Below are 25,805 nucleotides of genomic sequence, written 5' to 3'. Positions count from 1 at the left end.
GCCGACACCCGCTCACCACGCGGCCCCGACGCAGACCCACCCAAACCATCCCCACGACCCGAGAACGGCACCACCGGCGGCACCTCACCACCGCCGCCACCGTCACCACGCGGGCTCTCCGACGGCGAATCCGCCGTCGGCCTCCCATCCCCCCTCAACTCCCCCTGACGATCCAGGAACGCCGACACCCGCTCACCACGCGGCCCGTGCGACGCCCCGTCCAACCTGTGCCCCCCACCCGAGGACGGCACCACCGGATCGGCCTCGTCGGAGGCCTTGTCCGCCGTCGGGCGCCGCAAGTCCCGGAGTTCCGCCTGACGGTCGAGGAACGCCCGCCGCAGCTGCTCCTGCAGCGATTCGGCTTTCTTGGGCTGGTCGTTCTGCGGGCCGGGGCCTTCCGGTTCGGGGCCCCTTCCGCCGTCGGGGTCGGGGTGGGTCCCGGGCGGCGGGCCGTCACCGTCACCTTCCCCGGACGGGTGCGGCGGCTTCCGCTCGGGCCTCGGGTCAGCCTTCGGGTCCGGCTTCGGGTCAGCCTTCGGGTCCGGCTTCGGGTCAGCCTTCGGATCCGCCTTCGGTCCGTCGCCCGTCGTGGCCGTGTTCCCGGACTCCGTGGCGCGGCGGGTCGGCGGCTCCGGGACGTTCCGGTTGCCGCCGGCGCCGCCGCTTCCGCTGCCGCTCCCGTCGCCGGGCGCGTTCCCCCTGGGGTTCCCGTTCCCGCCACCGCCGCCCTCCGCGGTCGCGCGAGCGCCCTGCGAGGTCGACCCCGCGTTACCGTCCGCACCGCCGCGGGAGGAGGACTCCGTCGAGACGGACGGCTTCCCGCCCGTCTCCTTCGCGCTCTCGGGGCCGCTCTTCGCCGATCCGCCGCCCTCGGTGCGGGGCGGGGTGAGCGAGGTGGTGCTGCCGCCCTCGAGGCCGGTCCGGTGCGCGCCGCCGCCCTCGGTGGGGCCGGGGACGTGCTCACCGAGCCTGGGCACCGGGAACGGCACGGCGTGGCCCGACAGGTTGGTGGCCAGCGAGAGCAGGGTCAGGGGGTGCAGCGGGCCGAAGTACTTGCTGGCGCCCGGGGGGATGTCGGCGTGCTGGAGGCTGTCGACGAACCTGACGTACTTGGTCATCAGGGGCGAGGCCGCCGCGTGCAGCAGATGGCGTGCGCCGCCCATCAGGAAGCCGGCGAGGAAGCTCGCACCGCTGGCGGTGAACTGGTGCTCCGGCTCGAAGATCAGGTTGTAGAAGCCCTCGCTGAGGTACTGGTTGGCGCCCATCTTGACCTGCTCGCCCAGCGCGTGGCCGAGCACGAACATCGTGTTCAGCTTGTCGACGCGCCCGGCGAGTTCGGGCAGTTTCTCGGCGAGCAGGCGCAGTTCGCCGTTGGCCACCCTGGAGTTCTCGGCGATCTCGCGCAGGGCGGTGGCGAGGGCCGCGCGGCTCTCCGGCGACTTGGCCCACTTCTCGACGAAGGCCTCGCCGAACCTGGTGCCGAGCTGCCGGGCGAGGTCCTTGCCGATGCCGTCGCCGAGGTGCTTCTCGAAGGAGGTGGCCAGGCTCTCGGTGAACCGGGCGCCGGCGTTGGCGCCGCTCTTGCCGCCGGCGGTGAAGCCCCTGCCGAGGAAGGAGGAGTTCTCCCGGAGGATCTTGTCGATGCTGGCGGCGAACCGGTTGGCGGCCTCGTCGCCGAGGGCGTGTCCGGCGCCCGCCCCGGCCTCCTTGCCGCCGACGCTGCCGAGTTCCTTGCCGCCGACGTTGCCCAGCTCCTTGCCCCCGAGGTTGCCGAGCTCCTTGCCGCCGATCTTCCCGAGGTCTCCGGCGCCGGCCTTGGCGAGGCCGCCGGCGAGGCCCTTCAGCGAGTTGCCCAGCTCCTTCTGGACGAACAGCTTGCCGATCCCCATCCCGAAGAGCTTCCCCAGGCCCATGCCGAGCAGGTGGAGCGGTCCGGCGATCACGCCGCTGATCGCGCCGAAGATCGCGGCCTGCTTGGTGAGGTCCTTGTCCCACTCGTGCCGGTTGCCCTGGGCGAACTGGATGCCCTGGATGATGCCGTCGAGCACCAGCGCGCCGAGGACACCGAAGAAGGTGTGGGTGAGGATCACCTGGAGGAGCTTCTTCAGCAGGGCGATGATGATCGCCTTCGCCGCCTGTTTGGCGCCCTCGACGGCGAGCAGCGAGGCGCCGCCGGTGAACGGGGCCCAGAAGATGGCCAGGGCGATCTCGATGACCAGTTGGACGATCTGACCGATGATCATCCACTTCGTGTACTCGACGGTGTTCGCGACCTTCCCCGCGAACTCGCCCAGCTCGTGGCAGAGCCTGCCGGCCGTGGTCAGGTAGTCGTCCTCACCCGAGCTGCCGATGAACCGGCCCATCTCGCGGGTGAAGGCGTCCGCCGCCTCACCCTCGAACTGCTGCTGGCACACCGCCACCAGCTCGGCGATGTACTCCCTGAGCTTGGGCAGGTCCTCGGACAGCGCCTGGTAGTCGTCGCGGACGTCCCGCAGCTCCCCCTCCTTGGACTCCGGCCACGGCATCCCGGTGAGGATGTGGAAGAACGACGCGACACCGGGCGAGACCTGGAGCGTGGAGTGGGCCATGGCGGGGGGAGCCTCCGGGCGTGGAGCTGCTGGTGCGGGGTGGGGAGGGCGCCTGCCGGACACGCCTCAGTGGCGCCGGGGGAGGCTCACTTCACGAGGTCGGTGGCGTGCTGGTCGGTCGCGTCGAACAGGTCGGCGGTGTCCTGGCCGTGCCGGGAGATGCTCAGCAGCTTGTTACGGATGCCGTCGACCAGGTTGGTCAGGTTCTCCGTCGGCTCGTCGACCTTCTCGTGGTACTGCTTGCCGATCTGGTCGGATCCGGCGGCCGTGCGGTTCTTCGCTCCGACCTCGACGATCTCGACCTTGACCTTCTCGACCAGCTCCGACATCTCGTCGAACTTGCCGAACGCGGACTTGAGGTCCTCGAGCTTCATCAGCCGCTTAGCCATTGAACTCCTCCTGCCGGTGGGAGGGCCGGGCCGCGTCGGCGCCCGGCCGCATGGCGGTGAGCGGCGCCAGCAGTGCGTCCAGGTCGAGGCCACTCACCACCGAGAGGAGTTCGTCCTCCCCCTCGCCGGCGACGGCCAGCCGCAGCGATTCACCGACCCCGTCGAAGGCCCGCATGGACCGGGTGATCTGTTCGCCCATCCGCGCCTTGGCCTCGTTCAGCACGTCCTTGAGGACGGCGGCGAGCTGGGCGGGGGCCATCTCCTGGTACGCGGTGGTGTGGAAGGTGAGCGCGAGCACCTCGCCCTGCGAGCCGACCTGCGCGGTGACCATCCGGTCCTTGGACGTCGCCGAGGCGGTCGCGGCCTGCAGCTCGCGCGCCGTCTCGGCCATCCTGGCCTGCTGTTCCTCCAGGGCAGCCATCGCCTGCGCGAGGTGCTGCTCGATCGAGAACGTCATCTCCGTGTCTCCCTCTCCACTCTCGAATCGCCGGCCGGGTCTCAGCGGCCGATCACGCCGCTGACCGCACCGGTGTCGGTGCCCCAGACCTCTTCGTCCTCGGCCAGCCAGGTGGTCCGCTGGCGGCCCTTCTCGCCCTGGCCCGTCCCGCCCATGCCGCCGGCCATCGGCGGGACCATGGGCATCCCGCCGGCGCCGCTGGTGTTCACCGTGCGGCCCCGCAGCGCGGCGGCCTCCTCCGCGGCGAGCTCGGCGGCGGCCTTCTGACTCGCCGCGGCCTTCTCCGCCGCGGCCGCGGAACCGGTCATGGCGCCCTTGCCGACGGTGGGCACCGGGCCGCCGTTCTCCAGCGCCCGGGGGCCGAGCCCGCTGGCGGTGCCGACGATCCGGGAGCCGTTCGCGCCGGCTCCGCCGATGCCCTCCTGGGTGCCGCCGGAGCCGAACAGCCCGGGGTAGAGGCCGAGCGAGCCGGTGCCTGAGGTGCCGTCGACGGTGCCCGGGTCGAGGGTCCAGGAGGCCGGGTCGGAGCCCGACCAGCGCGAGCCGCCGTCGAGGCCCCCGCTGCCGTTGCCGCCGGTCCAGTTCCCCGGGCCGCCGCTGCCCGCTCCGCCGGTCCAGTTCCCGAGGCCGCCGCTGCCGGTGCCGCCGCCCGACGAGGCCAGGGCCCGCTGCTGGTCGCGGACGCGCTGGAGGTAGTCGGAGATCGGCTTCTTCTGGGGATCCAGCAGGGTGCCGTCCGCGGCGACGCTGGAGCCCTTCTCCACGACGACCGGGTTGCCGTTGGCGTCGAGGACGGGCTTGCCGTCGGCGTCGACCACCGAGCCGTCCTCCTTGACGGTGGACCCCTTGGGCACCTTGGCGTTGGGCCCGTAGACACCGCCGCCGCTGCCCGCCGGCACGTAGGCTCCCGGGGGGACGACGACAGGCTTGCCGTCCTTGCCGAGCACCTCCTTGCCGTTGGCGTCGTAGACCTTGCCGCCGTCGCCGATGTAGCCGCCGGGCGGGAGGAGGACCGGCTTGCGGTCCTTGTCCAGCAGCGGCTTGCCGTCCTTGTCGAGGATCGGGGTGCCGGCGCCGGTGCCGCCGCCCGTCCCCCCGGTGCCGCCGCTCCCCCCGGTGCCGATTCCGCCGATGACCGGCGGGGGCACGTGCCCGGTGCCGCCTCCCCCGCCGCCGGTGTTCTGGTGGTCGCCGCCTAGGCCGGTGCCGCCGCCGAGGTCGCTCTTGTCGCCGGCGCCCCCGCTGCCGTCGCCGCCGAGCTTGGTCTCGCTCCCGTCGCCGCCGCCGGGGGGCGGCGGGCCGCCTCCGGTGCCGGTGCCCGGGTCCGGCGCGTCCTTCGGGGGGAGGGTGATGCCGACGGGCAGGAGCCCGAAGAACAGTTTGTTGATCAGCGGCTGGTAGGCGGTGTCCAGCGCCGTCATCGCGGTGTTGCCGGGCCCGTCCAGACCGGTCTGGACCTTGGCCAGCCAGTTCGTCTTGGCGGCGGCGTCGAGCGCCGTGTAGAACTCGGCGTTGTGCGGGTCCCCGAAGGGGGTGTCGAACTTCCAGCCGGTGGTCTCCCCGGTCCAGTCCGGGGCGTGGGCGTGCATCACCTTCACCAGCTCCTCCAGGATGCACTGGTAGGGGAAGCCGGTCGCGTACCAGGCCTGTTGGGCGGTCCAGAGCTCCTCGATCGTGACGCCGATCTGCTGCGCGGCGGTCTCCAGCATCGGCTTGTAGTTGGCCCCGACCAACTGGTTCTGCAGGTCGTCGAGTTCACCGGCGAAGCGCTGCAGGAGGATCTTGAACTCGCCCGCCGCGTCGCCCTCCCAGGTGTCACCCGAGGAATTGATCTTCGAGGCCCACTCGCGGGCCGCCTTCGCCTGCATCGTCAGCCACTTGACGCTGTCGTCGATGGCCGTGGCCGCGGCGAGCAGGCTCTGCGGGTGGATCGTGTCGTTGCCCCTGGTGCTGATGGCGAGCTTCTCGGTGGAGCCCGCCGGGACCTTCACCTTCACGTCCGGACGGATCGGCCCGAGGATCAGCTCCGCCTGGTGGTTGAACTTCGACAGCGGGCCGGTGGGGTCGTTCCCCCACTTCGAGTAGTCGATGTGGATGGAGACCCGGAAGTGGCGCTCCTTCTTCTGCGCGCCGTCGTAGAAGTTCATCGCCCACCAGACGTCCGGCACGCCCGTCCCCGACCCGTCCCACGCCTTCTGGTCGGCCGAGAAGTACCCGTCGAGGACCTCGAAGTTCCCGGTCAGCCAGGGGGCCGCCTTCGGCCCCGCGACGTCGGCCCGTCGGACGATCTCGACCGGCACCCCCGACTTCCTGGGGTTGAACGCGGTGAGGATGTCTTCCCAGAGCAGGGGCACGAGGGTCTCCGGAGGGGTGAACGGGCGGGGACGGGACGGGGCCGGTCACGGACGGGGGCCGGCGGCGGACGGGGCGGGCCGGGGCGGTCGGGGGCGGGCTGCTACTTCCCGCCGCCCGCACCGCCCCCGCCGCCCCCGCCGGCGCCGATGACGTCCTGCAGGATCTGCATCATCTGGGCCGCCGTCAGGGCGTGTTCGTGGGCGTCGTCCATCTGCCGGAGGAAGTCCTTGATGTCGAGCCGGGACTTCTCCAGCTGGGCGTGGAACTTCTTGAAGTCCTCCACCACGGGGCCGGCCAGGCTGTTCGCGAACAGGTCGTGCAGGTGGGTGCCGTTCTCGAAGTTGCCCGCGAGCAGCTCGGTGAAGTGGTTGGTCCCGCTCTCACCGCCCTTGCCGCTGAACCCCAGCATGGCGGTGAAGCCCGGGTCGCCCTCCAGCTTGCGCACGTAGGCCGGGAGGACGGTGTCCGCGAAGTTGACCAGGTCGTCGTGGTCGACGCTGAGGGTCGTGACCTGGGGGTCCGGGGGCGGGGTCGGGCTACCCATCGCGCCCGCCCGTCCCGCGGACCCGGTGCGCCGCGGTCATCAGCCGACGCCCTGGCCGGCGCGACGGTCCGCGTCGCGCAGCAGGCCGTGCATGAGGCGCAGCGTGCCGACGCCGTCCTTGATCTCGTTCACCATGTCTTGGTCCCGGTCGGACAGGGAGTTGTAGAAGGTGTCGGCCGCGGTGGCGAGGTCACCGCTGAGCTGCGCCTGGGCGGTCCTGATCGCCGTCATGCAGTCCTTCATCGCCGCGTGCATGCCGTCACTGGCCTGCTGCAGGGCGTCCGCCGCCTCGTCGATGTTGGCGTGGTGGAGCGCGATGTCGCTCGGTTGGTCCCGCGGGGTGTCGGCCATGGCCGTCCTTTCGGTGGTACGTCGGTCTGGTGAGAGGGGGTCAGCGGGGGTTGAGGCCGTGCTCGACCTCGAGGGAGAGGTTGCTGCCGCTCCACTTGGTGCTGGCGCCGAGCGCCTCGGTGTGGGCGTTGCGGATCTGCTGGTGCCCGCTGGAGAAGTGGTCCTGGAAGGTCTGGTAGGCGGTCTTGAGCTGCCGGTACTGGTCCTGCCACTCGTGGATCTTGTTCTGGTAGGCCGTGCTGCACGCGGCCTGGAAGTGGCGGTGGACCTCGAGGTTGACGTCCTCGACCTTCATCCCGGCTTGGAACATGGCCTGGATGTGGGTGTCGAGGGTGGTCAGGACGCTCCTGACGGCCGCGTCCTGGACCTGCAAGAAGGCGGTCACGGGTTTCCCTTCGTCGGTGCGGGCTGCCGGTGGAGCCCGGTACATCCGGTTCAACGGCGGTGCGGAACGCGGTGGTTCAGCGCGGACAGAGCGGATCGGACGGGCGGGCGGCGGTGGCCGCCGGGGCCGGCTCCGCGGGGCCGGCCAGCGCGGCCGGGTCGAGGCCGGGGCCGGTCGGGAGCAGGGCCAGCAGGCTCTCCGGCAGGGCGGACGGCGCGGTGCCGTCGTAGCCGAGCTGCTTGACGGCGGCCGCCGACGCGAGCGGGTACTTCACCCCGGCGTCGGTGACCAGGTAGAGGGTGCTGCCGAGGCCCGCGCTGGACAGCGCCCGGACGAGGGCGCCGCCGCCCGGCCGGACGGCGATCCGGTCGGCGCCCGCGCAGGCGGGGGCCACCCCGGGCTGGGCGGCCGGCGGCGCACCGGTGACGGCGCCGGCGTCGAGCAGGGTGACGGAGGTGGTCGGCGCCTGCCCGGTGAGGTGCAGCTCGGCGCAGACGCCCCGGCCCGCGGGGACCGTCACCAACTCGGGCGGCGCGGAGGGCAGTCCGGGGGTGCCGGACCGCCCGGCCGGGCGCGCCGGCGCGGTGTGCGCGGCGAGGTCGGCCGGGCCGAGGGCGACCGGGGTGACGGCGCCGTCCTGGTAGGCGGTGTGCTGGGTGCGGGGGTCGTTGGCGAGCAGTTCGAAGGCCATCCGGTCGAGCGGGGCGAGGCCGGCGGCGGTCAGCAGGTAGGGGTCGCCGCCGGGGCCGGTGAAGAGCTGGCCGATCCGGGTGGGCTGCCCGGCCAGCTGCGGTCCGGCGGTGCCGCGGCCCTCGACGTCGGGGAAGGCCAGGTCGGGGCCGGCGGCCAGCGCGTTGAGGAAGGCCGAGGTCACGGGAAAGGCGGTGACGGCGGGCTGGCCGAGGGCGCGCCGGGCACCGCCGGCGCCGTCCAGGCGCAGCCGGCGGCCGTGCCAGAGCAGGTACTCGGTGCCGTCGGGGGCGGCGACCAGGGCGGCCTGGCCGTCCGTCAGCCCGGCGCCCCGGGCGGCGGCGCCGACGGCCAGGTCCAGTTCGGGGAGCCGGCCGTCGGCGGGCCCGGGCCGGCTGACGGCGCAGGCCAGCCAGGGCGCGTCGGCGAGCCGGCCGGGCTCGGGCAGGCCGTCGGGGGCGCCGAGGATGCCGATCGGGGCGCCGCGCGGGGTGTCGGCCAGCGAGCGCACCCCGACCTGGTCGACGACCAGCTGCTCGCCGGCCAGGAGCCGGGCGCTGGCCTCGTTCAGCACGGGGTGCAGGGCGCCGTCCAGGTAGAGGTAGCGGGCGCCGCTCTCCTTGACCACCACCAGGGTGCCGGGCTTGCGCCAGCCGGTGGCCCCGCCGGGGACCATCACGCCGTACACGGCGACGCCCAGGCAGACCAGCACGGCGACGACCAGTCCGGCGACGGTGCCGCGGGAGGTGCGCCCGGCGGGGGTGTCGGCCGCGTCGGGTTCGCCGCGCAGCATGCCGGTGGCGAGCCTGCCCATCACGAACAGGTGGGCCTGCACCTGGTCGCGCTTCGACTGCATCTCGGGGTCTCCTAGGGCGTGTTCCCGGCGCCTGCCGGGCCGGGGACGGGGGGTGCGTGCCGGTTCCGGCTCAGCCGGCCAGGCCGCGCAGCGCGTGGTAGACGCCGGCCACCGCCAGCGCCAGCGGGATCACCGCGACCGCCGCCGCGGTGTGCAGCAGGTCGGCGGCCCGGCCCCAGTACGGCAGCAGCCGGCGCCCGGGGATCGTCCAGGCGGTGACGGCCAGCGCGGCCGCCACCACGAGCAGCAGGACCAGCACCGACAGTCGGCCGCCGGTGGGTTCGCCGACCACCCGGTGGCCGAGCAGCAGCGCCGGGCCGTAGACGCCGGGCAGCAGGACGGACAGCCGCTGCGGGATGCTGCCGATGGCGCGGGCGTGCAGCAGCAGCAGGACGGACAGCGTGGCGGTGAGGGCCGTGCCGGCCCAGCCCGGCTCGTCGGCGACCAGTGTCACGCAGCCGGTCAGGACGGCGCCGAGCGCCAGGTGGAAGGCGGTCAGGTAGCCGTCGGCGACGGCGCTGCGGCTGCGGACGGTGGCGCTCGGCACGGCCGCGATGCCCTCCTGCAGTTCCTCGGCGTTGCGCGGCAGCGCGGGCAGCCGCAGCCCCGACAGCCGGAAGCAGATCCCCGGCACGAAGGCCCCGACGATCACCGCGAGCACGGCCAGCACCGCCGCCGTCTGCCCGCCGTCCTGACCGCCCAGCAGCAGGGCGCCCGCCAGCACGCCGTACAGCGCGGTCAGCACCGCGCCGAGGAACAGCGGCGCCGCACAGCCGACCGCGGCCAGGGCCAGCACCGCGGCCCCGGCGGCCGCGCAGCCGCCGGCCAGGAACCGGGCGCCGGTCGCGCCGGGCCCGCCGCCGGTCGGCAGCAGGGCCCCGGCCAGGGCCAGGTAGGGCACGGCGGCGGCGCCGAGCGCGGTGCCGGCGCCCGCGTCGCCGACGGCCCGGGAGGCGCTCAGGGCGCCCAGCAGCAGGAGCAGGCCGGTGGCGGCCGCGGCCAGCACCCGCGGCTGCGCGGGGCCGGGGAGCAGCAGGACGGCGAGGCCGCCGACCAGGGCGGTCACGGCCAGTCCGAGCGCGAGGTGGTGGGTCAGCGCCGGGCGCCAGGTGTCGGATCGGGCCCGCATGCCGGTGGCGACGGCGTCGGGCAGGTCGTCGTAGTGGACCTCGGGCAGCGCGTCGCGGCGCGGGCGCAGGTGGAGTTCGTCGCCGTCGTGCAGGTCGAGGGCGTCGGCGCCCAGCTCCTCGTCCAGCGGCGGGCCGCCGAGGCGCTGCAGGATCCAGCCGTCGTGCTCGACGCCCTGTTCCTCCAGCTCGGGGCCGGCGTGGGCGAGGACGGCCGGCAGCAGGTCGGCCAGCGGGACGTCGGCGGGGACGGCGAGTTCGAGCACCGCCGCGGGGGTGCGGAACCTCAGTCGACACAGTCCGGCGACGGCGGTCCCGTTCGCGCTCCCGTTCACTGCTCTCCCTCACGACACGCCCAGATCCGGTGTGGCGAGGTGGCCGCCCGGGCCCGTCTGGGGGAGGGGCGGGCCCGGGCGTCACCTCACCTGGAGCCACGGGCGGCGGAGCGCGCCGGGTTCACCGCGGGTGGAACCGGTTCGCGCTGAACCCGGCCCGGCGCCCGGTCCGTCGTCCCGGGTGGACGGTGCGCGTCCGTCGCGGCCGGCGGTCCGGGCGGCCGGTCCCGAGCCGTCCCGAGCCGTCCCGAGCCGTTCCGAGCCGAGGAGCCCTTCGTTGAGTGTGGTGCTGGTCAACCGTCCGCCGCGGCGCCCCGGCCCGGCGATGCCCGACGGCGAGATCCAGTTGCAGGAGCCGCCGGTCCTGCCGGAGTCGCAGAGCGGCATGTCCAACATGATCATGATGGCTCCGATGGCGCTCAGCTCGCTGTCGATGGTCTTCGTCTTCCTGCGCCCCGGCGACGGCGGCGGCGTCATGACCTACGTCGCGATGGGCATGATGGCGCTGTCCGCCGTCGGCATGCTGGTGACCCAGCTGATCCGCGGAGCCAGTGACCGCAAGCGGGAACTGCGCGCGGAACGCCGCGACTACCTGCGCTACCTCTCCCAGGTCCGCCGCCAGGTGCGCGACCGGATCGCCCGTCAGCAGGCGGCGCTGGCCTGGCGCCACCCTGCGCCCGCCGCACTCGGCTCGCTGGTGCGCACCTCCCGGCTGTGGGAGCGGCGCAGCACCCACCCCGACTTCGGCGACGTGCGGATCGGCACCGGGCACCAGCGGCTCGCGGTGCGGCTGGCCCCGCTGTCCACCAAGCCGGTGGAGGACCTCGAGCCGCTGTGCGCACACGCGCTGCGCCGTCTCATCCACGCGTACGGCACCGTCGCCGACCAGCCGATCGCCGTCTACCTGCGCGGCTACGCCCAGGTCCTGCTGCGCGGCGGGGACGACGCCGCCAACCGGGCGCTGGCCCGCGCGATGCTGGCGCAGCTGGCGCTCTTCCACGCCCCCGACGAGCTGCGGATCGCCGTGGTGACGGAGCCCGCGCGGCAGCAGGAGTGGGAGTGGACCAAGTGGCTGCCGCACGCCCTGCACCCCGAGGAGGTCGACGGGGTGGGGCCCGTGCGGCTGGTGGCGGGGTCGCTGGTGGAGATCGAGCAGCTGCTCGGCGACGAGTTCGCCGGCCGCCCGCCGTACGAGCCGGAGGCCCAGCCCGGCCGGGACGAGCCGTTCACCGTGGTCGTGCTCGACGGCCCGCAGGCGCCGCCCGCCGGCCGCGCCGCACTGGCCGGCTGGCGCAACGCCGTGCTGCTGGACCTCGGCGACACCCTGGAGTGGAAGCCGCTGCGGCACCGGCTGCGGCTGCGGATCGAGGACGGCCGGCTGGCCATGGTCGGGGCCGACCGCAACCACCGCGACGAGGTGACCGACCTCGGCCGGCCCGACGCCCTCTCGCTGCCGGCGGCCCGCCGGCTGGCCACCCTGCTCGCCCCCTACCGGATCGGCGACACGGCGGACGCCGGGGAGCCGCTGGCCACCGACTTCGACCTCGCCGCCCTGCTCGGCATCCGCGACCTGCAGCGGCACGACGTCGGCCAGGGGTGGGCCGGGCGGGCCCCGCGCGAGCGGCTGCGGGTGCCGCTCGGCATCGCCGGCGACGGCACGCCGGTCGAACTCGACATCAAGGAGTCCGCGCAGGGCGGCATGGGCCCGCACGGCATGCTGATCGGCGCCACCGGCTCCGGCAAGTCCGAACTCCTGCGCACCCTGGTGCTGGCGCTCGCCCTGACGCACTCCTCGGAGACCCTCAACTTCGTGCTCGTCGACTTCAAGGGCGGGGCGACCTTCCTCGGCCTGGACCGCCTGCCGCACACCTCGGCGGTGATCACCAACCTGGCCGACGAGGCCGCCCTGGTCGACCGCATGCGCGACGCGCTGCACGGCGAACTCGTCCGCCGTCAGGAGCTGCTCCGCTCGGCGGGCAACTACACCTCGCTGCTGGACTACGAGACCGCCCGCGCCGCCGGCACCCCGCTGGACCCGTTGCCGACCCTCTTCGTGGTGGTCGACGAGTTCTCCGAACTGCTCGCCGCCCACCGCGACTTCATGGACCTCTTCATCATGATCGGCCGCCTCGGCCGCTCCCTGGGCGTCCACCTGCTGCTCGCCTCCCAGCGCCTCGACGAGGGCCGCATGCACGCCCTCGAGTCCCACCTCTCCTACCGGATCGGCCTGCGCACCTTCTCCGCCATGGAGAGCCGCGGCGTGCTCGGCGTCCCCGACGCCTACCAGCTGCCCCCGCAGCCCGGCAACGGCTTCCTGCGCAGCGACATCGCCACCCTCACCCGGTTCAAGGCCGCCTACGTCTCCGGCCCCTACCGGGCCCGGCGCCCCGCAGCCGCCCGTCAGGAGGCCGCGGCGGGCCAGGTCGCCCACTACGGCACCGGCTACGTGGCGCCGCGTCAGCCCGTCGCACCGCCGGTCGCCACGGAGCCGGAGGAGACCCCGGAGCAGACCCGCACCCTGCTCGACCTCGCCGCGGAACGGCTCACCGACGCGGGCCCGCCCGCCTACCAGGTGTGGCTGCCGCCGCTGGGCGTCCCGCCCACCCTCGACCAGCTGCTGCCGCCGCTCGCCCCGCACCCCGAGCACGGCCTCACCACCGAGACCGGGTCCGGCCGCGGCACCCTGACGGTGCCCGTCGGCGTCATCGACCGCCCCTTCCAGCAGGTCCGCGACCTGCTCACCGCCGACCTGTCCGGGGCGGGCGGCCACGTCGGCGTCGCCGGCGGCCCGCAGAGCGGCAAGAGCACCCTGCTGCGCACCCTGATCACCGGGCTGGCACTCACCCACACCCCGCGTCAGGTGCAGTTCTACTGCCTGGACTTCGGCGGCGGCACGCTCTCCTCGCTGCGCGGGCTGCCGCACGTCGGCGGGATCACCGGTCGGCACGACCCGGAGCGGGTGCTGCGCACCGTCGCCGAGGTCAACGGCATCCTCGTCCGGCGCGAGCAGCGCTTCGCCGAGCTCGGGATCGACTCCGTCGCCGCCTTCCGCCGCCGACTCGCGGCCGGCGAGCTGCCGGACGAGCCGCACGGCGACGTCTTCCTCGTCATCGACGGCTGGAACACCGTCCGCCAGGAGTTCACCGACCTCGCCCCCGCCCTCACCCTGATCGCCCAGCGCGGCCTCAACTACGGCATCCACCTGATCGTCGGCACCACCCGCTGGGGCGAGGTCAGCGGCGCCCTGCGCGACCTCCTCGGGACCCGCTTCGAACTGCGGCTCGGCGACGCCGTCGACTCCGCCGTCAACATGCGGGCCGCCGGCACCGTCCCGAACGTCCCCGGCCGGGGCCTCACCACGGACGCGATGCACTTCCTCACCGCCCTGCCCCGGTTGGACGGCGGCGGCAGCGCCGAGGACCTCGGCGAGGGCGTCGCCGACCTGGTCGACGCCGTCGCCGAGCACTGGAGCGGTCCGCGCGCTCCCGAGATCCGGATGCTGCCGCTGCAGCTGCCCGCCTCCGCCCTGCCCGCCCCCGAGGGCCGGCTGCGCGTCCCGCTCGGGCTCCAGGACGTCACGCTCGCCCCGCTCTGGCACGACTTCGAGGAGACCCCGCACCTGGTCGTGGTGGGCGACAGCGAGGCCGGCAAGACCAACCTGCTCAAGCTCGTCGCCGACGCCGTCACCACGGCCTACCGCCCCGACGAGGCGCGGATCATGCTCATCGACTACCGTCGCGTCCTCCAGGAGGCGGTGCCCCAGGAGTACCGGCTCGGACACGCCGTCAGCGTCGACGTGCTGCGCCAGATCGTCGACGGCGCCGCCCGTGCCATGGCCAACCGGCTGCCCGGCGCCGACATCGCCCCCGCGCGGCTGCGGCTGCGCGACTGGTGGGAGGGGCCCGAACTGTTCATCGTCGTCGACGACTACGAACTGGTCTCCGGCTCCCCCGGCGGCTACGGCAGCCACCCCTTCGAGCCGCTGCTCGACTACCTGGCCCAGGGCGCCGAACTCGGCCTGCACCTGATCGTCGCGCGCAGCGCCAACGGCGTCGGCCGGGCCTCCTCGGACCAGCTGCTGCGCCGGCTGGCGGAGGTCAACACCCCGGCGGTGCTGCTGTCCTGCCCGCCCAGCGAGGGCTACCTGTTCGGCGACACCAAGCCCCGCGTCCTCCCGGCCGGGCGCGGCCTGTACATCACCCGGCGCCGCACGGTGCAGCTGCAGACGGCGGTCGTCGAGGAGGGCGACATCGAGGAGGCGTCCTGAGGGGAGCCTCGTCGGGGCGGGCGGCAGGGAGGAGGTCGGGGCGGGCGGCCGCCGGCCGGCAACGGGGTGAACCCGGTCCGGCGGTGAACCCGGCCCCGCCGTGAACCCGGCCCCGCCGTGAACCCGGTCCGGAGGTGAACCCGGTTCGGCGGTGAACCCGGTCCGGCGCCGCGGCCGTAGAGCCGGGTGACGCGCCCGGCAGACGCGACCGGGCGCCGGGGAGGCGGGACGATGAGCACACCAGCGCACGCGGCAGGGGACGCCCCCCGCACCGCCGGGGCGGGCCGGCGCCTGCTGACCCGCCGCCGCACCGCCGCCGCGCCGCCGCCCGCCGCGCTCCACCGGGTCGGACCGCACTTCGTGATCGCCCCCGGCGGTGCGGACGGTGACGCTCCGACCGCCCTGCCGGGCGCGCTCACCGACGCCCTGCAGCTGCTCAGCCCCGTCGCCCGGACCGTCACCGTCCTCGCCGCCGCCCCCGACGCGCCCGCCGTCCTGTTCGGCCGGCTGGACGAACTCACCCGCACCGCGGCCGCCCGAGACGCCACCGCCCTCGTCCTCGCCGCCTCCGGACTGGCCGCCGCCCCCGACACCGGGCGCCGGCCCGCCGAACGGATCGCCGAACTCGCCGGGCTCGGGGTCGTCGCCCCGGACGGCCTGGTCACCCTGCGGCCCGACGGCACGCTGCTCACCAGCGGGCCCAGCGACGACACGCCGTCCTCCTGGTGGCTCTGCACCCCGGCCGGCCACCTGCGACGGCTCGGGCCGCTCTGGCCGCTGCCCCCGGAACCCGCCGCACCGCCCGCCCGGTCGGCACCCGTGCCGCCCGCGGCCGACCCGGCACGGCCCGCCGCCGCACCCCCCGCCGCCGCGATGCCCGGACCGGACCTTCCGGAGGCCCCGGACGGCCCGCACCCCGCCGACCCGCTGGTCACGGCGCTGCCGCACGGCTACTGGATCCGCACCCGCCCCGCCCCCGACGGTCCCCCCGGCCCGCTGACCAGGGCCCGGGCCGACGAGGGCACCGTCGTCCTGGTGGTCGGCCACCCCGGGACGCCCCTCCCCCCGGCCGAGGAGCTCGCCGACCGGCTCGGCGCCCTCCTCCCCGGCGGGCCCGGCGGCGAGCCCCCGGAGCTGCTGCTCAGCGCCCCCTGGGCCACCGTCAGCGCGCTCACCGCCCTGGCCGACGGCCTCGCCACCGCACTCGGGCGCGACCTCCGCGCCGCCGTCGGACTGCCGCTGCGCACGGCCGCCGGCTCCTCCTCCCGGGTGCTCGCCGCCGACGGCACCCCTGCCTGGGAGCCCTGGCTCACCGAACTGACCGCCTCCCCCGCCCGCGGCCGCGTCGTCGCCTCCGCCTGGCGCACCGCCCCCGGCGGACCGCCGAGCTGCGGACCGGCGCTGTACCGGACCCCGGTCCCGGGCTGGCTCCTGGAGGCGGTGCCCGCGGGGCTCTGGCTGCGGCCCCGGGCGGAGCCGCAGGACCGCGGCCCCCGCCTGCGGGAGCCGGACCGGGCCCGCCCGCTGCTGATCGCCGGTGCGGACGGGCTGCCGGTGCCGCCGGAGGTGCTCGGCGTCCTGGAAGACCTCCGCGCCGCCCTCACCGCCCCGGGCGCGACCGCACCCGACCTGCTGGTCCAGGGCGTGTCCGCGCGCGGTGCCGCCGGGGAGCCGGCCGCCGCCGTCCCGCCGCCCGCGGTTCTCAGCGCCGGGCCCCCGACCGGGGCGAGCGGGGCCGCTGCGGAACCCGAGGCCACCCGGGCGCCCGAGGCCTCGCAGGTGCCCGAAGCCGCCGAGGAACCCCGGGAGCCCACCGCGCCCGCGGAACCTCCCTTCGCCCCCGCCCCCGCTCCCTCCCCCGCCCGGCTCCTCGCACCGGACGGCGGCACCGTCTCCGGGCGACCGAGCACCGCCGCCGAACGGGCCGCCTTCCGGGCCCTGGTGGGCGAGCACTTCCAGCGCAGCGCCAGTCGGGCCGAGCAGGCCGCGACCCGGCTGCCGGCACTGCGTTCGCACACCCGGGACGACCTGAAGAGCGACCTCGCCGCGGTCTACCTGCACCACGTCGACACGGGCGTCCCGGTGTCCCGCGCCGAGCTGGTCGCGTCGGCCCGCCGGCCCGGCGGCGGCGCACTGGCGGCGTACCTGGCCTGCCTCGGGTCCGGGCTGCGGCGGCTGCCGAACCACCGCGGGGCCGTCCTGCTGGGTGCCGACGCGGGGGCCGAGGTGCTGCGCCACTACACCCCGGGGGCGCTGCTGGTGGAGCCGGCGCCGGTGGTCGGGACACCCGCCGCGGAGGTGCTGCCGGGGACGGCGGTCGAGTTCCTGGTGTGGTCGGCGACCGGCCGCCGGACGTCGGTGATGGCCGAGGACGGCGAGCCCGAGGTGGTGTTCCCGCCCGGTTCCCGGTTCTCCGTCCTGGAGGTCCTGCCCGCCGCGGAGGGCTGCCCGGACCGGGTCCTGCTGCGCGAGGTGGGCCCGGGCGGACCGGCCGAGTCGGCGGACGAGCGCGACCGCCAGGCCCGCACCCGGCTGCGCGACTGGCTGGAGCGCCGTGACGCCCTCGCCCCGGAGCTGCGGCGCCCGCCGGCCCGGCCCGGGCGCCTGCACCTGACCCCGGGCGTCGCCGCGCCCTGACACCCCGCCGGCCCTGAAGGGCGAACCCCGACGGCCGCCGACTGAACGACGTCGGTACCGGGGCTTGTCCCTAGCCCGCGGGCGTGCTGCGCGGTTCGACGCGGAAGTCGAACGCGACGGTCCCGGGATCGACGGCCGTCACACCGCCGTCGACGGTGAGCACCGCCCCGTTGACGAAGGACGCGGCCGGCGAGAGCAGCCAGGCGATGGCCTCCGCGACCTCCTCCGGCTCGCCGGGGCGGCGCGCGGGAACGAGCCGGGTCGCCGCCTCGTACGCCGCCTCCGTGCCCCCCTCCCCCAGGCCCGCCTCGTCGGCGAAGCGCGCCATCCGCCGGTCGGCCATATCGGTGCGCACCCAGCTGGGACACACGGTGTTGGCGCGCAGCCCGTGCTGCCCGTAGTCGACGGCCAGGGACCGACAGAGCTGGAGCAGGGCGGCCTTGGACGTCGCGTAAGCGGCGTTGCCCACCCCGTTGCGCAGCGCGGACACCGAGGCGACGGCGACCACCGAGCCACGGGCCTCCAGCAGGTGAGGGAGCGCGGCGCGCTGAAGGAGGAAGGGGCCGGTGACGTTGATCCGCATCACGGCCTCCCAGTCCTCGATCGACAGGTCGCCGACACCCCCGCTGCGCCCGGTGCCCGCGTTGAGCACGAGCCCGTCCAGCCGACCGTAGGCCGCCACGGTCGCGTCCACGAGGCCGCGAACGGCGTCGGGGTCGCCGATGTCGGCGGGGTGCGCAAGGGCTCCGGACTCCTCCGCGACCCGACGCAGCGGCTCGGGCCTGCGCCCGGAGACGACCACGTGATGCCCGGCCGCGCGCAGCAACCGCGCGGTTGCGGCACCGATGCCGGTCCCCCCGCCGGTGACGATGACAACTCGCTGGTCCGTCATTGCCGTTCAGCCCTCTCGACGAGTGATCGACTGGAGTCCGGATGATCATACGCACACGTCTCTACGGCCGGACGGGGCTCCCACCGAGCCGGACGGGTCGGCGGACACGTCGGGGGACCGGGCCCTACGACGCATCGATCTGACGGCCCATCAGTCCAGCCGCTCCCGCCCGCACGACGACCGGGATCCACCAGGACGGCAGCCATCGCTGCGGCCCGCGCCGGGCCGTCGGCGCGGGGCGGGCCGTCAGCGCGGGCGCGGGGCGGGTTGTGGGATGCGTCACCGCCGGGCACCGGTGGGCGGTTCGGGCCCCTACGATCACCAGCGCGGGCCGGGCCGCCGCCCGGCCCGCCCTGTTCGTCACCCCGCGATCGGCCCGAGGAGCACGTCCCTTGACCACCGGCACCACCGCGCCCGACAGCTACTACCAGCGCATCGACGAGGACCACTACAAGCCCACCGCCCACGCGGGCGGCGCCTGGGACACCGCCGAGCAGCACTTCAGCCCGCTGGCCGGCCTCGTCGTCCACGCGGTCGACCGCCACCTCGCCGCGCGCCCGGACACCGGTCTGACGCTGTCCCGGATCAGCTACGACATCCTCGGGCGGCTCCCGCTGGACGAGTGCACGATCAGCGTGGAGAGCATCCGGCCCGGCCGCACGGTCGAACTGCTGGAGGCCGTCGTGGTGATCGGCGACCGCCCGGTGGTACGGGCCCGCGCCTGGCTGCTCGCCGCCTCCGACACCGCCGCCGTCGCCGCCACCGCGCAGGAGCGGATGGCGCCGCCCGAGGAGTGCGAGCCCTGGGCGATGGACGGCGAGTGGGACGGCGGCTACGTCTCCTCCATCGAGGTCCGCCGGGGGCCGGAGCACCGGCCGGGCCGCGCCACCGCCTGGATCTCCAGCCCGGTGACCCTGGTCGCCGGCGAGCCGAGCAGCGCGCTCGCCTCCTACCTCGCCCTGGTGGACACCGCCAACGGCATCGCACCCCGCCAGCCGCACACCGACTGGATGTTCCCCAACGTGGACCTGACCGTCCACCTGCACCGCCACCCCGAGGGCCGCTGGACCGGCCTGGACACCACCGTCTCCTTCGGCCCCACCGGCCTCGGCCTCACCAGCAGCGTCCTGCACGACCGCCACGGCCCGGTCGGCTGCGCGCAGCAGAGCCTCACCGTCCGCCCGCAGCCGGGCGCCGCCGGGTAGCCGCCGGGCAGTGCCGGGTGGCGACCGGCCGGCCGCCGGGGGCCGGGTGGCCGCCGGCCCGGAGCGCCGGTGCTCCAGGGCGTCTCGACCGGCCGCCGACCCGGACTCCACCCGGACCGGTGATCGTGAGGGCGACGCTTCACCCCAGAAGGACGGAGCACCCTCGGATGACCACGAACCTCCAGCGCGTCGCCGTCGTGGGTGCCGGTGCCGCCGGCACCCTCACCGCGGCGCACCTCCTCCTCCGGGCGGCCGAGCAGGGCCTCGGGCTCGACGTCCACCTCGTCGACCCGTGCCCGGGCACCGGCCGGGGCACCGCGTACGCCACCTCGGCGGGGCACCACCTGCTCAACGTCCCGGCCGGCCGGATGAGCGCCTTCGCCGACGCGCCGGACCACTTCACCGCCTGGCTGGAGCGCCGCACCCCCGGCACCTTCGCCCCGGGCGACCACGTGCCGCGCGGGCTCTACGGCGCCTACCTGGACGACGTGCTCACCGCGGCCGCCGCCCGCCCCGGCCCGGCCCGGCTGTCCCGGGTCCGCGACCGGGTGGTCGCCGCGCGCCGGGTCGGCCCGGGGGTGTCGCTGCGCCTCGACGGCGGCGGGACGTTCCGGGCGGACGCGGCCGTGCTCGCGCTCGGAACCTTCCCGCCGGACCAGTCCTGGGTGCCCGCCGCGCTGCGCCCCTCCGCGCGCTACGTCGCCGACCCGTGGACGCCCGGGGCGCTGGCCGCCCTGCCGGAGGAGGGCGACCTCCTGCTCGTCGGCACCGGGTTGACGATGATCGACGTCGCGCTCGCCGTGCACCACCCCGGGCGGCGCGTCCACGCGGTGTCCCGGCACGGGCTGCTCCCGCGCGCCCACGCCGCCTCCGCGCTGCCGGCCGTCCCCCCGCCGGCCGTGGACCCGGCACAGGGCCTGACCAGGGTCCGCCGCACCCTGCTCGCCCACGTCTCGGCCTGTCGCCGCACGCACGGCGACTGGCGGGTGGGCGTGGACAGCCTGCGGCCGGTCACCGCCACCGTGTGGCAGGGCCTCACGCCCGCCGAACGGGCCCGGTTCCTCGCCACCGACCAGCGGCTCTGGGACGTCCACCGGCACCGCGCCCCGGTCACCACCGCCCGGGCCTTCGCCGAGGCCGTCATCGCGGGCCGGATCGAGGTGGGCCCGGGCGAGATCGCGGACGCCGAGGTCACCGCGGACGCCGTCCGGGTGCGCCTGCGGGACGGCCGGACGTTGGACGTCGCGGCGGTGGTCAACTGCACCGGCCCGCAGGCCGAGATCCGCCGGGTCGGCGATCCGCTCGTGGCGGACCTGCTGGCGGCCGGACTGGCCGACCCGGACGACGTCGGGCTGGGGTTCCGCACCACCGCGCAGGGCCGGCTGCGGCCGGCCACCGGTGCCGACCCCGCCCCGCTGTGGACGCTCGGCGCGCTGCGCCGGGGCAGCCTGCTGGAGAGCACGGCCATTCCCGAGATCCGCGCCCAGGCCCAGGCGGTGGCCGCCTCCGTCACGGCCGTCCTGGACGCCGCGCACCGGGCGGGCACCCGGCACGACACGCCGCGGGCCGCCACCGCCGAACGCCCGCACCTGGCGTACGCGGAGCGCTGAGGCGGCGCCCCGGAGCAGGAGCGGCGGGCGCGGGTGCGCGTCCGCCGGGCACACCACCGAACGAGGAGAACCGATGACCGAGCGGACCGAACAGGTCGCGACGGCTGGTACGACCGCGCCGGCCGGGAAGGCCGTGATCAACCGTGAGGAGTTCCTGCCCTTCCCGCCCGCGCGGGTGTGGGAGGCCCTCACCGTCCCGGAGCAGCTGGCCCGCTGGTGGGTCCCCGGGAACGTGAAGCCCGAGGTGGGCCACCGGTTCACGCTGGACATGGGGCAGTTCGGCCACACCCCGTGCGAGGTGCTCGCCGTCGAGCCGGAGCGGCTGATCAGCTACACCTTCGCCGAGGGCGAGCTGGACACCACCGTCACCTGGCGGCTGGTGCCCGAGGAGGGCGGCACCCGGCTGCTGCTGGAGAACGCGGGCTTCGACCTGGAGACCCCGATCGGCCGGCAGGCCTACCAGGGCATGGGCGAGAAGGGCTGGCCCCGGGTGTTCGGCCGGCTCGCCCCGGCGCTCGCCGGGTGACCGACGGCGCGCTCGCCGGTTGACCGCGCCGGACGCCACGGCTCAGAACCAGGTGCCGCCGCTCGGGCCGCGGCTGCCGCCCCTCAGGCCCGGCCGAGCACCCGGTCGACGGCGATCTCGATGACCACCCGGTCCGGGTTCACCCGGGGCTCGCGGTAGCGCTCGGCGTAGCGCCGCTCGGCCTCGGCGACCTGCTCCGGCTCGTCCCGGACGACGGCCACGCCCTCCAGGGTGGACCAGCGCGCCCGGTCCACCTGGCAGAGGGCGACCCGCAGCCCGGCCGGCCCGGCCTCCGCCACGTTGCGCGCCTTGCGGCTGGTGCGGCTGGTGATCACCCGGGCCGTCGCGGTCTCCGGCTGGTACGTCACGCCGACCGGCACCACGTGCGGCGTGGCGTCCGGGCGGACGGTGGTCAGGGTGGCGATGTGCCGCTCCCGCCAGAAGGCGAGGAAGGCGTCGTCGAGGTCGCGCGGATCATGGGCCATGGGCGCGATCGTACGGTGCCCGGGCCGGTGCGGGGACACCGGCCCGGGCGCCCGGGCCGGTGTCCCCGCACCGGTGTCCCCGGGGCGCGGCCCGTCCGGCGGATCGTGCCGGACCGGTACCGCCCGGGGCTCAGTGCCCCCGGGCGACCCACTCCGGCAGGGCCGGCGCCTCGGCGCCGATCGTGGTCGGGTCGCCGTGGCCGGTGCGCACCACCGTCTCGGGCGGCAGCGACAGCAGCCGGTCCCGGATCGAGTCGATGATGGTCGGGAAGTGCGAGAACGACCGGCCGGTGGCGCCCGGGCCGCCCTGGAAGAGGGTGTCGCCGGTGAAGACCGTGCCCAGCGCGGGCGCGTACAGGCAGACCGCGCCCGGGGCGTGGCCCGGGGTGTGCAGCACCGTCAGCTCGATGCCGGCCACCTCGATCCGCTGCCCGTCGGCGAGTTCGCCGTCCGGCAGGCGCTCCGGGTGCGTGAGCTTCCACAGCGGCAGGTCGTCCGGGTGCAGCAGGATCGGCGCGCCGGTGCGGGCGGCGAGCTCCGGCGCCGCGTCGACGTGGTCGTTGTGCGCGTGGGTGGAGACGATCGCCAGCAGCCGGCGCCCGCCGAGCGCCGCCTCGATCGCGTCGGCGTCGTGCGCGGCGTCGATCACCACCGCCTGCTCGTCGTCGCCGACGATCCAGACGTTGTTCTCCACCTCCCAGCTGCCGCCGTCCAGGTCGAAGGTGCCGGCCGTCACCAGCCGGTCCACGCGGGCGGTCACAGGACCACCACCGAACGGAGCACGTCGCCCTGGTGCATGCGGTCGAAGGCCTGCTCCACCGCGTCGAGCCCGATGGTCTCGGTGACGAAGGCGTCGAGGTCCAGCCGGCCCTGGAGGTGCAGGTCGATCAGCATCGGGAAGTCCCGCGAGGGCAGGCAGTCGCCGTACCAGGAGGACTTCAGCGCGCCGCCGCGGCCGAACACGTCGAGCAGCGGCAGCTCCAGCGTCATCTCCGGCGTCGGCACGCCGACCAGGACGACGGTGCCGGCGAGGTCCCGGGCGTAGAAGGCCTGCCGGTAGGTCTCCGGGCGGCCGACCGCCTCCACCACCACGTCCGCGCCGTTGCCGCCGGTCAGCTCGCGGATCGCCTCGACCGGGTCGGTGGTGCGGGAGTTGACGGTGTGGGTGGCGCCGAGCCGGCGGGCGGTCTCCAGCTTGCGGTCGTCGATGTCCACCGCGATGATCCGGGCCGCGCCCGCCAGCCGCGAGCCCATCACGGCCGCGCCGCCGACGCCGCCGCAGCCGATCACCGCGACCGAGTCGCCGCGGCCCACGCCGCCGGTGTTGATCGCGGCGCCGATGCCCGCCATCACGCCGCAGCCCAGCAGGCCCGCGACGGCCGGCGAGACCGCCGGGTCCACCTTGGTGCACTGGCCGGCCGCGACGAGGGTCTTCTCGGCGAACGCGCCGATGCCCAGCGCCGGCGACAGCTCGGTGCCGTCCAGCAGGGTCATCCGCTGCTTCGCGTTGTGGGTGGCGAAGCAGTACTGCGGCCGTCCGCGCCGACAGGCCCGGCACTGGCCGCACACCGCACGCCAGTTGAGGACGACGAAGTCGCCCGGCGCGACCTCGGTGACGCCCTCGCCGACCGCCTCGACGACGCCCGCCGCCTCGTGGCCGAGCAGGAACGGGAACTCGTCGTTGATGCCGCCCTCCCGGTAGTGGAGGTCCGTGTGGCACACCCCGCAGGCCTGGACCTTGACCACCGCCTCACCGGGACCGGGGTCCGGGACCACGATCGTGGTCACCTCCACGGGCGCACCCTTGGCGCGCGCGATGACCGCCTTGACCTGTTGGGCCATTACCATCCACCTCCGTCGGCCGGTGCGGCTCTGCACCGGGCGTGACCTGCGACGAACGACTGCCCACGAAGCGTAGCGCCCGCCGCGCGGGACGCCTGCGGGACGGTCGGGTGAGCGGCCCGCCGCATATGACGGCGGGATATCCGCCGCGTGACCTGCGCAACCCCGGGCACGGCCCGGCGGACAGGGCGCGCGGGCGGCGCTGAGCGCCCGTCAGCGTGCCCCGAACTGCCCGGAAAGCATCGCCGTTGGCTGGAAGTGCCGCAGACGCACGCACCGCGGCCCACGTACGGTCGTAGCAGAAGCGGTCCACGCGACCACGCTCAGCACACCCGCCCCATCCGGCGGTGCGTCCCCGCGCGCCGCCCGCGCCGGCGCGTACCGACCGTACGCCGCCGCGCGATTCGCGCCATCCGGGACCGGCACCCGTTTCGTTCCACCCCGACCGGTCCCCGTCCCTCCAGCCCCTCCTCCCGGTCGCCGCCCTGCCGGGCACCGCTTCGCCCGTTCCCCGTTCGTCCCGGTCCACCATCGCACCCGGCCCGAGCCGAGCCGCACGCCGGCCCGTCCCACCCGTCCCCGCACCATCCCGGTTCCACCCCCCGTCGGGTCGCCCCCTGCGGCCCACCGCCCTGGAGTCTGGAGTACGGATGTCCGCCGAGAACAGTGCGCCCGGTGCCGGAACCGGCACCGCCCCGCTCATCCCGATGCACTGCCTGCGCCACCTCGAGCCCGGTCCGCCGCGGCTCGCCGCGCTGCGCACCGGCACGCCCGTCTGGCTGGTCAGCCGGCACGCGGACGTGCGGCAGGTGCTGACCGACCCGCGCCTGGGCCGCGCCCCGCTCTACGCGCCGGACGCGCCGCCCATCACCAGCACGCCCAACATCCTCGACGACCCGAACAGCATGCTGAACATCGACGGCACCGAGCACCAGCGGCTGCGCCGCACCGTGCAGCGGGCGTTCACCCCGCGGGCCATCGCCCGCTGGCGGCCCTGGGTGGCCTCGGTGGTCGAGTCGCTGATCGACGAGCTGATCGACCACGGCTCCCCCGCCGACGTCGTCGCCTCCTACACCCGCCCGCTGCCGGTCGCGGTGATCAGCCGGCTGATGGGGCTGGACAACCTGGACAGCAAGAAGCTCGCGCACTGGAGCGACCACGCGCTCTCCGCCACCGCCTACAGCGCCGAGGCGATCGCCACCGCGATGACCGAGTTCGCCGGGTTCGGCGCGGCCGTGATCGCCGAACGCCGCGCCCACCCCGGCGACGACCTGGTCAGCAGCCTGCTCGCGGCCGCCGCCGAGGACGGCTCGATCGCCGAGGGGCAGCTGGTCACCCTGGTCATCGGCCTCGTCGTGGCCGGACACGAGACCACCATGACCAGCCTGGGCAACGCGCTCGTCTACCTGCTCGACGGCGACCGCGCGTCCTGGCAGCGGCTCGCCTCGGACGAGGCCAGCGCCGCCGCCGCGACCGAGCAGATCCTGCGCGCCGTCCCGCTCGGCGACACCGACCACATACCCGGTCTGCTGCGCCGCGCCGTCGAGGACGTCGAGATCGGCGGGGTGGTGATCCCGGCCGGCAGCGTCGTCGCCGCCGACACCGGTGCCGCCAACCAGGACCCGTCGGTCTTCACCGGGGACCTGCTCACCGAGCTGTTCTCCCCGCTGGCCGCCCCGATGCTGACCTTCGGCGCCGGGCCGCACCACTGCCTGGGCGCCTGGCTGGCCCGGATGGAGCTCGAACTCGCCCTGCACCGGCTGGCCCGGAGGCTGCCCGCACTGCACCTCACCGGGAGCGCCGACCGGATCGACTGGCGGCGCGGACTGCTCACCCGCAGCCCCGAGTCGCTCCAGGTCGCCTGGTGACCGCCGCCCGCCCGGAGGCGGACGCCGAGCCGGTCGTCGTCCGGGTCGACCGGGACCGCTGCATCGGCTCCGGGATGTGCGCCCTGAGCGCCCCCGGCTCGCTGGCCCTCGGCGACGACGGGCTGGCCGAGCCGGTGGCCGACTACGCCGACGGCGGTGCGGAGTTGACGGAGGCGCTGGCCGAGGCGGTCGACTTCTGCCCGGTCGAGGCGCTCACCCTCCACTCGGCCGACGGCGGCTACCGGATCGCCCCGGCCGATTGAGCCCCGCGGGGGGGGGCCCCCCCCCCGGGGGGGGGCCCCCCCCCCCCCCCCCCCCCCCCCCCCCCCGCCCCCCCCCCCCCCCCCCCCCCCCCCCCCCCGGGCCCCCCCCCCCCCCCCCCCCCCCCCGCCGGGC

Annotated in this window: 19 protein-coding genes and 1 pseudogene; 7 read left to right on the top strand and 13 right to left on the bottom strand. The window is 75.6% G+C overall.

What is annotated here, in order from left to right; genetic code table 11:
• The 9 genes and pseudogenes from ACFYUY_RS39420 to eccD form a co-directional block, all read right to left on the bottom strand.
• A pseudogene (locus tag ACFYUY_RS39420) lies at window positions 1-2,588 on the bottom strand (hypothetical protein); the annotation flags it as partial.
• Between the two features lie 86 nt (window positions 2,589-2,674).
• The gene (locus ACFYUY_RS39415; RefSeq protein ID WP_360216881.1) at window positions 2,675-2,977 is read right to left on the bottom strand and encodes a hypothetical protein; all 303 of its coding nucleotides are present in this window, start codon (window positions 2,975-2,977) and stop codon (window positions 2,675-2,677) included.
• Window positions 2,970-3,434, bottom strand: coding sequence for a YbaB/EbfC family nucleoid-associated protein (locus tag ACFYUY_RS39410; RefSeq protein ID WP_360216878.1), 465 nt, complete (start codon window positions 3,432-3,434; stop codon window positions 2,970-2,972). Before ACFYUY_RS39410 ends, ACFYUY_RS39415 begins: the two co-directional genes overlap by 8 nt.
• A gap of 41 nt (window positions 3,435-3,475) precedes the next feature.
• Entirely contained in the window at window positions 3,476-5,788 is a 2,313-nt protein-coding gene (locus ACFYUY_RS39405) for a hypothetical protein (RefSeq protein WP_387908225.1), read from the bottom strand.
• Between the two features lie 101 nt (window positions 5,789-5,889).
• Window positions 5,890-6,333: a hypothetical protein gene (locus ACFYUY_RS39400; RefSeq protein ID WP_360216873.1), complete on the bottom strand. Its 444-nt coding sequence runs from the start codon at window positions 6,331-6,333 to the stop codon at window positions 5,890-5,892.
• Between the two features lie 39 nt (window positions 6,334-6,372).
• Complete coding sequence (locus ACFYUY_RS39395; RefSeq protein WP_360216870.1) at window positions 6,373-6,684, bottom strand: hypothetical protein; 312 nt, start codon at window positions 6,682-6,684, stop codon at window positions 6,373-6,375.
• Between the two features lie 40 nt (window positions 6,685-6,724).
• The gene (locus ACFYUY_RS39390) at window positions 6,725-7,069 is read right to left on the bottom strand and encodes a hypothetical protein (RefSeq protein ID WP_360216867.1); all 345 of its coding nucleotides are present in this window, start codon (window positions 7,067-7,069) and stop codon (window positions 6,725-6,727) included.
• A gap of 76 nt (window positions 7,070-7,145) precedes the next feature.
• Window positions 7,146-8,615: a type VII secretion protein EccB gene (gene eccB / locus ACFYUY_RS39385; RefSeq protein ID WP_387908222.1), complete on the bottom strand. Its 1,470-nt coding sequence runs from the start codon at window positions 8,613-8,615 to the stop codon at window positions 7,146-7,148.
• Window positions 8,616-8,685: 70 nt separating this feature from the next.
• Window positions 8,686-10,077, bottom strand: coding sequence for a type VII secretion integral membrane protein EccD (gene eccD, locus ACFYUY_RS39380; RefSeq protein ID WP_387908219.1), 1,392 nt, complete (start codon window positions 10,075-10,077; stop codon window positions 8,686-8,688).
• A 277-nt stretch (window positions 10,078-10,354) separates the two neighbouring features.
• On the opposite strand from eccD, the gene eccCa reads away from it, so the two are divergent.
• Both eccCa and ACFYUY_RS39370 read left to right on the top strand, forming a co-directional pair.
• Complete coding sequence (gene eccCa, locus ACFYUY_RS39375) at window positions 10,355-14,344, top strand: type VII secretion protein EccCa (protein WP_387908216.1); 3,990 nt, start codon at window positions 10,355-10,357, stop codon at window positions 14,342-14,344.
• A 231-nt stretch (window positions 14,345-14,575) separates the two neighbouring features.
• On the top strand, window positions 14,576-16,981 hold the full coding sequence (locus ACFYUY_RS39370) for a hypothetical protein (RefSeq protein WP_387908214.1): 2,406 nt from the start codon (window positions 14,576-14,578) through the stop codon (window positions 16,979-16,981).
• 70 nt (window positions 16,982-17,051) lie between these two features.
• On the opposite strand, the gene ACFYUY_RS39365 is transcribed toward ACFYUY_RS39370, so the two are convergent.
• Window positions 17,052-17,873 carry an SDR family oxidoreductase gene (locus ACFYUY_RS39365; RefSeq protein ID WP_360216853.1) on the bottom strand — a complete coding sequence of 274 codons (822 nt, stop codon included), beginning with the start codon at window positions 17,871-17,873 and terminating at the stop codon, window positions 17,052-17,054.
• 392 nt (window positions 17,874-18,265) lie between these two features.
• Here ACFYUY_RS39365 and ACFYUY_RS39360 point away from each other — a divergent pair, with 392 nt between their 5' ends.
• The 3 genes from ACFYUY_RS39360 (at window position 18,266) to ACFYUY_RS39350 (ending at window position 21,214) form a co-directional block, all read left to right on the top strand.
• Window positions 18,266-19,078 carry a thioesterase family protein gene (locus ACFYUY_RS39360; protein ID WP_360216850.1) on the top strand — a complete coding sequence of 271 codons (813 nt, stop codon included), beginning with the start codon at window positions 18,266-18,268 and terminating at the stop codon, window positions 19,076-19,078.
• A 167-nt stretch (window positions 19,079-19,245) separates the two neighbouring features.
• On the top strand, window positions 19,246-20,688 hold the full coding sequence (locus ACFYUY_RS39355) for an FAD/NAD(P)-binding protein (RefSeq protein WP_387908211.1): 1,443 nt from the start codon (window positions 19,246-19,248) through the stop codon (window positions 20,686-20,688).
• A 73-nt stretch (window positions 20,689-20,761) separates the two neighbouring features.
• Window positions 20,762-21,214, top strand: coding sequence for an SRPBCC domain-containing protein (locus ACFYUY_RS39350; protein WP_360216844.1), 453 nt, complete (start codon window positions 20,762-20,764; stop codon window positions 21,212-21,214).
• Between the two features lie 83 nt (window positions 21,215-21,297).
• On the opposite strand, the gene ACFYUY_RS39345 is transcribed toward ACFYUY_RS39350, so the two are convergent.
• The 3 genes from ACFYUY_RS39345 to ACFYUY_RS39335 all read right to left on the bottom strand — a co-directional run bounded on the left by ACFYUY_RS39345 (window position 21,298) and on the right by ACFYUY_RS39335 (window position 23,541).
• Window positions 21,298-21,699, bottom strand: a complete 402-nt coding sequence (locus ACFYUY_RS39345) for a pyridoxamine 5'-phosphate oxidase family protein (protein ID WP_387908208.1) — start codon at window positions 21,697-21,699, stop codon at window positions 21,298-21,300.
• Between the two features lie 130 nt (window positions 21,700-21,829).
• Window positions 21,830-22,459, bottom strand: coding sequence for an MBL fold metallo-hydrolase (locus ACFYUY_RS39340; protein ID WP_360223382.1), 630 nt, complete (start codon window positions 22,457-22,459; stop codon window positions 21,830-21,832).
• On the bottom strand, window positions 22,456-23,541 hold the full coding sequence (locus tag ACFYUY_RS39335) for an S-(hydroxymethyl)mycothiol dehydrogenase (RefSeq protein ID WP_360223380.1): 1,086 nt from the start codon (window positions 23,539-23,541) through the stop codon (window positions 22,456-22,458). Before ACFYUY_RS39335 ends, ACFYUY_RS39340 begins: the two co-directional genes overlap by 4 nt.
• A gap of 650 nt (window positions 23,542-24,191) precedes the next feature.
• On the opposite strand from ACFYUY_RS39335, the gene ACFYUY_RS39330 reads away from it, so the two are divergent.
• Entirely contained in the window at window positions 24,192-25,409 is a 1,218-nt protein-coding gene (locus ACFYUY_RS39330) for a cytochrome P450 (RefSeq protein WP_360223377.1), read from the top strand.
• A complete protein-coding gene (locus tag ACFYUY_RS39325) occupies window positions 25,406-25,672 on the top strand; it encodes a ferredoxin (protein WP_363365763.1) in 267 nt (88 codons plus the stop codon). The genes ACFYUY_RS39330 and ACFYUY_RS39325 overlap by 4 nt, the downstream gene beginning before the upstream one ends.
• Window positions 25,673-25,805 lie beyond the last annotated feature (133 nt).

It is taken from the genome of Kitasatospora sp. NPDC004745, assembly GCF_042873275.1.
Lineage (GTDB): Bacteria > Actinomycetota > Actinomycetes > Streptomycetales > Streptomycetaceae > Kitasatospora.
The sequence above is the reverse complement of the archived record's forward strand: the minus strand, read 5'-3'. Positions and strand labels throughout refer to the sequence as shown.

Excerpts from the sequence above, each read along its gene's own strand:
- ACFYUY_RS39415 (WP_360216881.1), bottom strand. The coding sequence starts at position 2,977 with ATGGCTAAGCGGCTGATGAAGCTCGAGGACCTCAAGTCCGCGTTCGGC.
- ACFYUY_RS39410 (WP_360216878.1), bottom strand. The coding sequence starts at position 3,434 with ATGACGTTCTCGATCGAGCAGCACCTCGCGCAGGCGATGGCTGCCCTG.
- ACFYUY_RS39400 (WP_360216873.1), bottom strand. The coding sequence starts at position 6,333 with ATGGGTAGCCCGACCCCGCCCCCGGACCCCCAGGTCACGACCCTCAGC.
- ACFYUY_RS39395 (WP_360216870.1), bottom strand. The coding sequence starts at position 6,684 with ATGGCCGACACCCCGCGGGACCAACCGAGCGACATCGCGCTCCACCAC.
- eccB (WP_387908222.1), bottom strand. The coding sequence starts at position 8,615 with ATGCAGTCGAAGCGCGACCAGGTGCAGGCCCACCTGTTCGTGATGGGC.
- ACFYUY_RS39370 (WP_387908214.1), top strand. The coding sequence starts at position 14,576 with ATGAGCACACCAGCGCACGCGGCAGGGGACGCCCCCCGCACCGCCGGG.
- ACFYUY_RS39365 (WP_360216853.1), bottom strand. The coding sequence starts at position 17,873 with ATGACGGACCAGCGAGTTGTCATCGTCACCGGCGGGGGGACCGGCATC.
- ACFYUY_RS39355 (WP_387908211.1), top strand. The coding sequence starts at position 19,246 with ATGACCACGAACCTCCAGCGCGTCGCCGTCGTGGGTGCCGGTGCCGCC.
- ACFYUY_RS39350 (WP_360216844.1), top strand. The coding sequence starts at position 20,762 with ATGACCGAGCGGACCGAACAGGTCGCGACGGCTGGTACGACCGCGCCG.
- ACFYUY_RS39345 (WP_387908208.1), bottom strand. The coding sequence starts at position 21,699 with ATGGCCCATGATCCGCGCGACCTCGACGACGCCTTCCTCGCCTTCTGG.
- ACFYUY_RS39335 (WP_360223380.1), bottom strand. The coding sequence starts at position 23,541 with ATGGCCCAACAGGTCAAGGCGGTCATCGCGCGCGCCAAGGGTGCGCCC.
- ACFYUY_RS39330 (WP_360223377.1), top strand. The coding sequence starts at position 24,192 with ATGTCCGCCGAGAACAGTGCGCCCGGTGCCGGAACCGGCACCGCCCCG.